Here is an 11,620-nt window from a genome sequence, read left to right as displayed (position 1 = left end):
TAAAAAAAACATTCTCTTACTTTGAAGAAGTTTCAATAGTTCAGTTTATCCCAAAAGATATGGATAGCAATGCTACTCCCGAAAAAATGGCCGCCTTTGCATGGAATGAGTTTCTGGCACTGAACTGGGAATCGTCTTACCGGTTGAATGGCAAGCGCGATTACCCGAATCTGAATTGGTCATATAAGCAGCTTCCGGCTGGTCTTGCCGTTTGGGAAACATATGCCCACCGGACAGAGTTGAGACCTTATAATGATATGATGCAAGACTTTGATAATCCACCCCATTACAGCATTGGTGATGTTCCCATTCCCAACCTGTTAAAGACAGACTCTTTTAAGCTTTTTAACAACCTGGATGAAAATAACGAAATTGGTTCCTGTGATGTATTTGCGTACGGTAAAACACTCAGGGTACTTTATCAGGCGAAAGTGAACAGAGAAGAATATCAGTACATCCATGATCATTTCAAGACCAAAGAAAGCTTACTGGCAGCTTCCACTGCTACCAGTAAGCTAATCAATAATCCCGATAATTATTATAAAGCAGGTGGCCCCTGTAATATTACTGAGAAAGGTATCATTTGTTTGCCTTGCGGTGGAAATATCGATAGCAGTGGTCACCCTTTTTGATAAAAAGAAGAGGATGCCTCAATATTACTTTTGAGGCTCCTCTTCTCGTTATATTTTTGCGATGCTATCTTAATTATCCCACCAAACCTTTGTACTCTGGACCGCTGTTTGCTGAGGTTGTGCATTTGTTATTATCTCGCTTTGAGGGTATAATAACCGCCGGGGGATGTCTATCAATGCGCCGTCTACCTTCTGCAGTTTAGGGAAACCTGTTCTCCTCCAGTCGTTATACGTTTCAAAGTTGAAGATGTTAGCCACCGCTTTTTCTTCCATGATCAGCTGTAATGCGTTGGCAGCAGTTAATTTGCGGCTGTTTACATACGCAGTGGCTGCAGCAGAGGTAGTGTCGATACCGAGTTTGGACAGATGGGCATTGATGGCATTTACATACACGGGCTGCGCCGCGGCATAACCGCTGGTAATCAGCAGGGCCTCTGCCTGTATAAATAATGCCTCTGTATAACTGAAGATATAATTGGAAGAAGATCTGGCGCCGTAAAATGCAGCAGGATAAGCATACTTGGCCAGGTCGCCGGTAGGCGTACCAATCCTTCTGCCGGTATATAATCCTGTTGCTGTAGCAGGAGCAATCATCTTTGGTAATCGGGGATCGTTCCGGTTACGCAATGAATCTACTAACGTGGCATTCATCACGTAGGTAGTTACCGGCGTAAAGGTGAGATACCAGATATTTTCTGCTCCCGCCGCGCCTGCGTAACTGAACTTAAGATCGTCGTCGTTGGAAGCCATGCCGTTCTTTAAAGCCGCCATTGCGTTTTCTGCCTGCGTTTTGGCGGTGTATCCAGGCGCTTTGGTAAGATGTATATAATACCGTGCTTTCAGCGACCAGGCGAGCTTGCGCCAGGCGCTCATATTGCCATTGTAGAAGTAGTCGTCGCTAGCAGGACTTTTGGGACTGCTATTCTTATCGATGTTGGCGATAGCATCGCTGAGCAGTGACTGGATACTTTTGTAGATGTCTTCCTGTTTGTCGTACGGCACGGTGAAAACGCCGCTGGTAAACCCATTTGAATAAGGAATATCTCCCCAGAAATCGGTGGCAGTGCCGAGCGTGTACGCAGTAAGTATTTTGGCGATGGCTGCGTAGTTCCAGTTGTTATTTGCTTCTGCCTTTTTATTCAGGGTAATCAGGTTGTTGAGCGAGGTAACGTAAAAGTTGGACCAGTCGCCATCCATATCAATATTAAACAGCTGGTAACTGCCTACATATGGATTCAGTTGGTTGGCAGCGATGTTCTGCACATAGTTCTGTATAATGATCCCGGCATTACCGCCCTGGATATTATCGGAAATATTCAGTTCTGCCGGCGCCAGGATCAGTGACTCCTGCACATCTACCGGGTTGTTGGGATCTTTATTGACGTCCAGGAACTTTTTACAGCCCTGTAAACAAAGTCCCCCGAGCAGCAGTATAAAAAAAGACTTTCTCATGTTGATAAATTTTAGTGGTGCTGGCATACTAAAAACTGAATTTCAGTGAAAAGTTGATAGAACGTGCTGTAGGCGTAGAAAACGCATAAATGCCCTGTGAGCTGTTGCCCGTGCCATAAGAGCTTACCTCCGGATCAGCGCCGGTAAAGTGCGGGCTATAGATCCAGAGATTCCTGCCGGCTACTGCCAGCGAAGCAGTTTTGAACGGCGTTTTAGCCAGGAAGGATGTCGGCAGGAAGTAAGAAAGACTTACGTTCCGCAATTTGATATAAGTACCATCCTGGATGGTAGATTCGTATTGCCTGGTTTGATAGTACGTTTGCGCATCTACTTCCACGTTGTTAGCCTTTCCGTCAACTTCACTGATTCCTTTTATGACGATTTTGCCACGGTTGGTTGTCTCTTTTGAAGTGCCGTAGTAAAGCCCTGCTGCTTCTACATCATTTTGCACGTCGCCGCCTTTTTTCATGTCGAAGAAAAAGGAAAGGCTGAATTGTTTATAGCGGAAACTGTTATCCAGGCCAGCCAGCCAGTCCGGGTTGATATCTCCGACAATACCTTGTTGTGGATCTACCACGGGCAATCCGCTGGCGTCGATCAACAGTTCTCCATTGTCTGCGCGTTTATAGCGGGCGCCATAAAAAATATTATAAGGTTCTCCCTTGATCAGGCGCCCCAGCTGACCGATGCCCGGTCCCAGTGTAAGCACTTTGTTTTTGATCTTCGAAAAGTTCAGGGTAACATTCCAGCTAAAATCTTTTGATTTTATAGGTGTGGCGCCCAGCAACAGTTCTATTCCTTTGTTGGATATCTCTGCAGCGTTAAAAGTGGTATTACTGAAGCCGGTTGCATTAGAGATTTGGGAACCCGGGATGAGCCCATTTCTGGAGCGACGGCTAAAATAGGATCCTTCAAAGCTGATCCTGTCTTTCAGGAAACGCATTTCAAGTCCTGCTTCATATTCATTGAGCCGTTCATTAATGAGTGTCGGGTTACCCAGCGCTGATGTCAGCAAAAATCCCTGTTGTCCCTGGAATGGGAACAGGAAATAACCAGCATTCGTGTTCCGTCCGGCCTGTATATAAGGGGTAGATAACGCATACGCACCTACGCCGTCGTTACCTACGGTGGCATAGCTCAGCCGCACCTTTCCGAAGTTAATGACATTGGAAGCCTTAGGCCCCAGGAATTCGGAAAAGATAAAGCTGGCCGCAGCCGATCCGTAAGGGTAAAAGTTTTTATCGGGATTGAGCACGGAACTACCGTCGTACCTGCCGGTTAAAGACAGGTTCAGGAAGCGGTTGTACTCAATGTTGGCTTGCGAGTAGAAGCCTACTTTCCTGAGCTGGGTATGGTTTTCCGTACCGGTAATAGTGGTACCGGACGATAAGTTGTTAAAATCGGTAATATTCAGCCCGGTGCTATTAATATTCATATACTGGTTGTAGGTAGTATAGATATTATTACCGAGCAGCAGGTTCACATTAAACTTGCCAAATGTTTTGGTGGCGTTCACAATCAGGTCATTGTTAAACTGCTGAAAGTTGATATTCTGGTTCCTGATCTGCCCGGTGAGCCCGATCTGCGGGCTGGGATGCTCTATATATTTATCAGACTCCGTGTATATATCTGCGCCCAGCCTTTCTGTGATAGTAAGCCAGCTGGTGGGAGTAATGTTGGTAGTAAATACCGGGAGGAACCTGTTCACTTTAGCATCGTTGCTGATGTTATCAAGCGTCCACAGGGGCATATTCCTGGAATTACGGTAGCCGCGCTGGCTGCCGTCCGGCTTAAATACCGGGTAAGGGTTCCAGGATACCGGTTGCACCAGCAATACAAATAAAGGTCCGTTGCTGGCGCCTTCCGGCAACCTTTCCTGGTCGGAGTTACTGTAACCTAACTGGAAAGTGGTACTTACATACTTGCCTATTTTGGAATTGTATTTTGCAAAAAAGGAATGCCGTTTAAAATCATTTCCCGGCATTACCCCTTTCTGGTTAAAGTAAGAATAGCTGAGAAAGTAGTTGGAATTATTGTTGCTGCCGGAAGCAGAAATGGTGTTGTTGGTAGTAATACCGGTGCGGAAAAAATCGTATGGGTTATAAGTGGGCGCGGGTTGTCCATTTATCTTGAGCGTATCCATGCGGGGCCCCCAGGAAAGACTTGTTTTCTTGTCGGCGTCCTCTCCGTTATAAAAGATGCCGTTAGTGCCCTGTCCATACATGGTTTGCCGTTCCGGCAACAGCGGGTGTTCGAAAGAGGCGTCTGACGAAAAATTGAACACCGGCTTTTTATCCACGCCACCATTTTTAGTGGTGATGAGCACTACGCCCCTGGCGCCGGAAGAACCGTACAACGCGGTAGCGGCTGCACCTTTGAGGATATTCACATTTTCAATAATAGCGGGATCGATGTCTGCGATACGGTTTACGCCAGAACCTGCTGCTCCACCGCTGATATTACCGGTTTCCGTGTTATCTACCGGCACGCCGTCGATCACAAATAATGCCTGGTTTTCCCCGGTAGGAGAAGAATTGCCCCTGATCACAATACGCGAGGAGGCCCCTGCATTACCGGAAGAACTGGTGATCTGTATGCCCGGTACCTTTCCCGCCAGGGTATTCACCAGGTTGGGCTCCTTGGTTTTTAAAAGTTCCTCCCCGTTCAGCTGCTGGGAGCTGAATGTCAGGTTGCGTTTTTCCCGTTTTACGCCCAGCGCCGTTACTACCACTGCGTTCAGCGCGGCCGTGTTGCTGGTTAACGTGATGGCGAAAGTGGTCCTGTTGCCCACGGGTACCTCTGCATTCAGGAACCCGATACTGGAAATGAGCAGGGAATTTTTTTCATCTACAGTTAATTTAAAAGTCCCGTCGGCGCCACAGGTAGTGACAGCCTTGCCGCCTTTTTCCCGGACGGTGGCGCCGATAACAGGCATGCCGGATGAATCGGCCACAGTACCTGTAATCGCCCTCTTCTGTGCTGATGCAGCACGGGGGAAGAGCGCAAGAAAACATACCACGCATAGCAGTACGAAGCATCGTGATACTGCTGATTTTACTGATTGTGCCATTTGATTAACGTTTGGTTGACAGGTTGAAGGCGCTCATAGAATAGTTAGCACAATAAAAGTAGGGGTAAGCAATAAACATGGATACAGAATAATTAACCGATTATAAACGTATATTATCCCAAAGTACCTAATGACATTATAATACAACTATGTTAACTGTCGTATTGACAATAATATAGATAAGAAATGGAAAGATGTTTAATTTAAGAGTTATTTTGACACTAATTAGTGGTATTACTGGCGAACAATGACAACAAGGCCTTCGAAACCTTGTATCAGCGTTATGCTGCCGACCTGTATCATCATGCCTACAACAAGTTTCCAGTGCCGCATCTGCTGGAAGATATGCTCCAGGATATTTTTATTGCACTATATAAAAACCGCCAGACCCTGGGGGAGATAAAAAATATAAAAGCATACCTGTACGGCGCGCTGCGCAACAGGAGATTCAATGAGATCAGGAATTCGCTATTGCACCAGCAACACCATCAACATCTCCCCACAGATAAAATAACAGAAACCGCCAACACTTATGATGTAAAACTGCTGGAACAGCAGCTGGAACGGGCACTGGATAAATTAACAGAACGCAGCCGGCAGGTATTTTTACTCAGTCGCCGTGAGCACCTCAGCCACAAAGAAATAGCCCAACGTTTAGGCATTTCTGTTAAAGCCGTGGAAAAACATATGGGGAAATCCCTGCAGGTCATGCGTAGCGAGTTTAAAGATTACGGACTGGCACTGGCATTGATCGTAGTAATGTCCCGTTAAAAAACGGGGCAAGCCTTCAGCTTGCCCCGCTCCCATCAACGTTTGAAATAATGCGCATTCAATAGCAACATGGCCAGCAGCATCACCACTACTCCGGCCCATTGCACGCCATTTACCGGCTCCGCCAGCAACAAATGGGAACAAATAATAGCAACCGGCAGTTCTGCCGTCATGATAACAGCGCTGATACCCGCACCTACTTTGGGAATGCCCCGGGCAAATAGCAAGGGTGGTATAATGGTACCGAACAGCGACAGGAACAAAGCCCATTTGATAAGACCCACATTAAAATGTGTGCTCACCACCAGCGCGGACGCATTTACCAACAGCACGCCCATCGTAGATCCGGTCATGATGATGGCGCTCTTCCGTAACGGATGCAGCTGTTTGGCCACCCGGCTATTGGCAATCACGTAAATGGCATACAGCACTGCGGAGGCGCCCGCATAAGCCAGCCCTTTTACCGACAACGCTTCCGTACGCCCACTGGCCAAACCACTCGCCAGCCAGGTGCCCAGCAGGATAAGCCCCGCAGTGACCCATTGCAGGCCCGATGGACGTTTTCCGAAAATGATCCAGTCGAGCAACAACCCTATCCAGGTAAATTGCATCAGCAGGATAATAGCTACAGAAGCCGGTATATACGCTACCGATACATAATATACAAAACTCGTGAGCCCAATGGTGGCACCGGTAAATAACAACCATCGCCACTCCTGCCCACTCAGCTTTTCTTTACTCCGTTGATAAATCAATGTAAGGATCCATAACACCAGCATGCCAGTAAAGGCTTGCGTAACGGATATCTCTGCAGCGGCATACCCCTCCCGGTAAGCCAGTTTTACAAATGTAGAAAGGATGCCGAAGCTACACGCGCCGGCAAAAACCATGAATATATACCTGGTCATTATTTTCGTTTAAAAACAATAAAAAAAGAGAAAATACAGGGGCACGAAGAATAACCAGGTCTGACTGACTTAGATATAAAATGAACATGCTGCTGCCCGCAACAGGCACAGCTGCTAAGTAAAAGAACGCTGGTTATTGTGCAGATACCACAACAACAACAGCAGGAGGAGGTGTACTTGAATAAATGCGATGCATAAAAAATTCGGTTGAGGATGGCAAGATACTAAAAAATTCCTTTTGGAGCATTGCGATATACACTATAATAAAAGGACCTGCCCTGCCAGAGGGAGGTCCTTTATCTTGGGGTTATGCCCTGACATTGCGCAGTGCTTACTCTAAATCCATATAAAAAGGTGTATCTGAATTGCCTTTCAAGCCGCCGGCATAAGAAGCCGTGGGCGCCGGTTTAAACATCCAGTTGAGGGAATTTTTATACGGTTCCTCTCCGTTAATATCACGATGGTCTGTTAACCGGATCACTTTATTACCAGATCTCGCAGTGATGATATACTTGCATTGCGGGATATCGGTAATCCAGTAATTATCCTCTCCGTCTTCAATGGTAAAGGTCTTTTCCACTACCTGCGGCGTTGACCCATCCAGCAACCTACTACCGGGAATCGGCGTCAGTATAATTCTCACCGGGGTGCTGACCGGCATTTTCTTAAATGCTTCCAGCCCCAGGTTTACAAACTGCAGGGTACCGCCATAATAGCCCTGATCCGGCTGATTCTCCGACCGGGGAATATCTTTGATACGACCGGTGAGCCGAAGCTTAAAATGTTTGGTCTTCCCGGCTTTATCAATACTGAAAGCATTGTAGTCGTCATCTTCCGGCGCTACGCGCAAATGAAAGGTATATCCTTCATATTCCTGTTCTTTCCAGGCATATAGGTTCCAGCCGCCCAGGTCCAGTTTAGGGGTCATATAAGCGCCTTTGGCATCTGTAAATACATCTGCCGAAGCATCCAGTAATACCGGGTTCACGGCTCTTACCTTCGCGCCGCTTACCGGGCTGCCATCTGCATTCTTCACTATGCCAGCCGCTCTGTAGGCCAGTTGTTCAGACCCGCTGTTGTCGAGTGTATCATTACCTGGTTTTTTACAGGCGCCCAGCCATAGGAGGGCAGTTAAGCATAACAGGCCAGCTGTTTTGGAGTAATAGTTGTTCATCACGCTTTTTTAAGCTCAGTATAATGGGGGTTCTTAAAGTGCTTTGGGCATTACACCCGGCTGGGTAGCGATCGCGGCATCGTGCAGGATAATCGCTTCCTGGTCGTCTCCTGCATAAGAAAAACGTATCCATCCAAAATAAACTTTATCATTCTTCTTTATCCGCACCGCCAACGAGCGCTTATATTGTTGCTTCCATACGCCTTCCCAATGCGAAAGCTGAGTAGCGGGATCATGTATTTTCGCCACCAGTACCGGCGACTGATGCACGGCCCATACCAATGGCGACTGATCGGTTAGCGGCGCCCGTTCTCCTGCAGCATAGCTCACAGGTAAATTGCCATTCAATAAGGTGCTGTTGCCAAGGGCCGGCACTACTACAAACCGCATTTCGCTACGCCCATTCTCCATTACCAACGGTATCATCACGGTGAAGTCCAGTGCACCGTCTTTATCCAGGTCAATAGCAGTAGGATGTGCATAAGCAATGGCACTATCGCCAAAAGAAGTATAGGTTTGGGGGACAACCGGCTCCGGCTGTTCTGTTGGCCGGTGGCGACAGGCCATCATGGCCAGCAGGAAAATGCCTGTAAATATTGCGCGTATCATTATAACTGCTTTAATTGTTAGCGGTGGCGGAAAATATCTGTATACTGTCTACCGGCACCTTCATCACCGATGCCACACCACCAGGGTTTATAACCATGCCGGGCTGATGTTGTATCTGTTTAATACGGCGCTGCATTTTCGCCTTTCCCGGATCCATCCAGCTGCCATTGATACGTATGGTATGCAAGAGCTGATCTGCTGGGGTATAAAATCGTATAATTGTATAGATAACTGGATGGCGTCCGGTTTCCACAGTCCAGTAAGCATCTGCGGCGCCTTGCTGTGAAAAAGCGTGCGGACCAGCTATCATTATAGCAATAACCATAACAGCGATGAAAGAAAACAGTTTCATGTTATTGTAGTTGATGACGCAAATTTATCAGGCGCTACAAGCGTAGCCAATAAGCGTTAGTGATCATTTATATAGGCAGCACTACCTATATCATCCCTCCATAACAGCGGTAATATGTTGCATCCTGCTACCCTCCAATATTTGTACTGCAGTAGTATACAGGCGCTCATATACAGGCGCGGGTGCACTTTCTTTTACACGTTGCAGCCATTGCGCTACTTCTTTATCGCTGTTACCTTTCAGCATCCAGGGTATAAAGAGTTCGTTTTTGGCCGGAGGTATTTTCTTCACGGCGGCAGTGGCTACTGCCAATATTTCGTCGTCGGTATATTGCGACCATAAAAAAGGATTCAGCAGGCATTCCTCCTGGCTCATATGTTCCAGGTTAAAAACTGTGAAGGCGATGAATTCATGCAACAGCGTATTACCTGCCACCAGCAGGGCCGCCGGGCTATCTGCCAATTCATACTGCTCAAAATTTTTATGGAGATTCATGATCAGTGCTTCATCTTTTTCATGCTCCTTTTCGAAGTGCGCTACCACGGCGGGCGCTATTTGCGACACCATAGGAAATATATCCTGGTCTTCCAGGCCCGCATGTACATGAAACAGTTGCAGGGTAGTTTTTATGGTGGCTATACAGGCGTTTCCTTCCGCCGGTATAGAAAAATCTGTTTGCTGAATTGCCTGTATGGTATCGTTTAATAAGAGTCTCAGACCTTTGTGCGCCTGTTTAAAAACGTTGAACCGTAATGGTGCCATATCTTCAGAATTACTATACCACAAAAGTAATTTCGGCTCCCCACCCGGGAAATGAGCATTACTATTTAATTATATAGGCAGCAATACCTATGGTCACCAGGGCACTACGGGCAACGACATATCATAGCCGCTGGCATGCACCAGGAAGCGGCCCCGTAATATGCTCACCCGCTCGCGTATATCCCTCAACAGGATGTCGTTCTCCATTGGTACATACGGATCTGGTGTAAAAAATAAATGTACCTCTTCATTCGTTTTGCGTAAGATCAGTGAAAAAGCGTTTACCATGGGCGCCTGGGGCAACGCCTGCTGTAAAAGTGTTTGCACAATCCGGTAAATATTGATTTCATTATCTGGGGAAAAAAGTCCATCTATGGGGTCTATCGACAAATGACAAGAGATACCTGCGGCAGCGGCCTGTTCTTCCGCCAGGCTTTGCAATGCGTGCGTGAGCCCCATCAGGTCGATCTGGTAAGGACGCAGCGAATAGGAAATATTTCTCACCTCCTGTATAATAGCGCCTACATTCCCTGAAAACTGATCCTCTGGCAAATCAATGCCCTGCTTCCGCGCCAGCAGCAATTTATGCTTAATCAGTATCAGCTTTTGCCCCAGGCTATCATGTAATTCGGCGGCGATGCGCTTACGTTCTTTCTCCTGGGCCTGTATCAGGTCGTGTGAAAAGGTGATCGCCAGCTTCAGTGCTGCCCGCCGGATTTTTTCTTCCTTCCTTTTATAATAATTGAATTTCTGTGCCAATGCGAGCGACAGGATAAATGCTTCTGCAATGGCTCCCCAATGCATACTGGTACGGGTGAGGAAAACATCCGGTAATATATCCAGGTCTTTCAGGTTGTTGATCGTATTTCCCAGCACAAAAGCGCCAAAGCCGGCCAGGTAATAGCCTGCAGGAATAAATCCCCGGCGATAACTGACCACTCCCGCCCCTATCCAATAAAAAAAGAATGGGTACATGATCCATTGAATCACGGTGAACCCTGCCGCCCAATATCCCAATATCCCTAATGCCAGGGGGATAACCAAGATACCGGTCAGCCACCAACCCAACTGGTAAAAACGGCAAGCGTATATTTTTGTCTGTAAAAAAGTGTTGGTAAACCAGATACTAAAAAACGTACTGACCGGAATCAGCACCGAAGCGCTGTTCATCCAACCAGGTGTTTGAACGATCAGCGGAAGATACCCGTTATAAAAAGCGAGGTTCAGTCCCCAGCAAAAAACACTGCCCACATAAAAGAAATAAACAGGCTCTTTTAACAGGAGAAAAATGAAAATATTGTACACCATAAACGCCGCCAGCACACCCAGCACAATGCCATTCAGCACGTCCTGCCGGTGATTGCGTTCATACAAGGTTTGTATATCCGCCACCACCATAGATAGCCGTAGCATATTATCGCCCCGTACCCGGAGGTAATAGTCCGTAGTAGTGCCTGCTGCAGGCCGCAGCGGGATAATCGTTTGATTTAATGTCTTACTGTTTTCGGAGAGATGAAAAATGCGACGGGGTTGCTGCTGTGTTAATTCATATAACGTCACTTCCTGCATCACCGGGGGACTGGTCAGTTGCAAATACCAGTGGGTGTCGGCAGTACGGTTATCTATGCTGATCTTTACCCATACTGCGGCGGCGGTGGTATGCAAAGATAGCAGCGAGGAAGGAGCCCGGTGAAAATGCCCGGCGCGCTGCAATACTTCGGTGATATTCATCTGCCGGCTGTTATCCACGTAATAGGAAATGTCGCGCACCGGGTATATGCCCCTGTTTTCCAACAGCAGCACTCCTCCCCCTTTTGCAACAGGCGGCAAAAAAAAGAGTACTTCCAGCAACAGGAATATAAACCGGGTACAGCTACTTATGCGCATATG

The 11,620-nt window shown here is 47.2% G+C and carries 10 protein-coding genes; 2 read left to right on the top strand and 8 right to left on the bottom strand.

The window, feature by feature from the left end:
- The first annotated feature begins 59 nt into the window (after nt 1–59).
- Entirely contained in the window at nt 60–632 is a 573-nt protein-coding gene (locus tag FHW36_RS12370) for a hypothetical protein (protein WP_145668565.1), read from the top strand.
- Between the two features lie 69 nt (nt 633–701).
- On the opposite strand, the gene FHW36_RS12365 is transcribed toward FHW36_RS12370, so the two are convergent.
- Together FHW36_RS12365 and FHW36_RS12360 are read right to left on the bottom strand one after the other, a co-directional pair.
- Nucleotides 702–2,084, bottom strand: coding sequence for a SusD/RagB family nutrient-binding outer membrane lipoprotein (locus FHW36_RS12365; RefSeq protein ID WP_145668563.1), 1,383 nt, complete (start codon nt 2,082–2,084; stop codon nt 702–704).
- 28 nt (nt 2,085–2,112) lie between these two features.
- Nucleotides 2,113–5,154: a SusC/RagA family TonB-linked outer membrane protein gene (locus FHW36_RS12360; RefSeq protein ID WP_145668562.1), complete on the bottom strand. Its 3,042-nt coding sequence runs from the start codon at nt 5,152–5,154 to the stop codon at nt 2,113–2,115.
- Between the two features lie 228 nt (nt 5,155–5,382).
- Between FHW36_RS12360 and FHW36_RS12355 the strand changes: the two genes are divergently transcribed.
- Nucleotides 5,383–5,925 (top strand): RNA polymerase sigma-70 factor, encoded by a 543-nt coding sequence (locus FHW36_RS12355; RefSeq protein WP_145668559.1) that lies wholly within the window; start codon nt 5,383–5,385, stop codon nt 5,923–5,925.
- 35 nt (nt 5,926–5,960) lie between these two features.
- On the opposite strand, the gene FHW36_RS12350 is transcribed toward FHW36_RS12355, so the two are convergent.
- The 6 genes from FHW36_RS12350 to FHW36_RS12325 form a co-directional block, all read right to left on the bottom strand.
- Nucleotides 5,961–6,833 (bottom strand): EamA family transporter, encoded by an 873-nt coding sequence (locus FHW36_RS12350; protein WP_145668557.1) that lies wholly within the window; start codon nt 6,831–6,833, stop codon nt 5,961–5,963.
- A gap of 331 nt (nt 6,834–7,164) precedes the next feature.
- Entirely contained in the window at nt 7,165–8,007 is an 843-nt protein-coding gene (locus FHW36_RS12345) for a carboxypeptidase-like regulatory domain-containing protein (protein WP_145668554.1), read from the bottom strand.
- Nucleotides 8,008–8,040: 33 nt separating this feature from the next.
- Nucleotides 8,041–8,616 (bottom strand): hypothetical protein, encoded by a 576-nt coding sequence (locus tag FHW36_RS12340; protein ID WP_145668552.1) that lies wholly within the window; start codon nt 8,614–8,616, stop codon nt 8,041–8,043.
- 10 nt (nt 8,617–8,626) lie between these two features.
- On the bottom strand, nt 8,627–8,968 hold the full coding sequence (locus FHW36_RS12335) for a hypothetical protein (protein ID WP_145668551.1): 342 nt from the start codon (nt 8,966–8,968) through the stop codon (nt 8,627–8,629).
- Between the two features lie 90 nt (nt 8,969–9,058).
- Nucleotides 9,059–9,730: a hemerythrin domain-containing protein gene (locus FHW36_RS12330; protein ID WP_145668549.1), complete on the bottom strand. Its 672-nt coding sequence runs from the start codon at nt 9,728–9,730 to the stop codon at nt 9,059–9,061.
- Nucleotides 9,731–9,823: 93 nt separating this feature from the next.
- Nucleotides 9,824–11,617, bottom strand: coding sequence for a sensor histidine kinase (locus FHW36_RS12325; protein WP_145668546.1), 1,794 nt, complete (start codon nt 11,615–11,617; stop codon nt 9,824–9,826).
- Between the last annotated feature and the right edge of the window lie 3 nt (nt 11,618–11,620).

The organism is Chitinophaga polysaccharea (genome assembly GCF_007829335.1).
Lineage (GTDB): Bacteria > Bacteroidota > Bacteroidia > Chitinophagales > Chitinophagaceae > Chitinophaga > Chitinophaga polysaccharea_B.
This window is presented reverse-complemented; position numbering and strand designations above follow the sequence as displayed.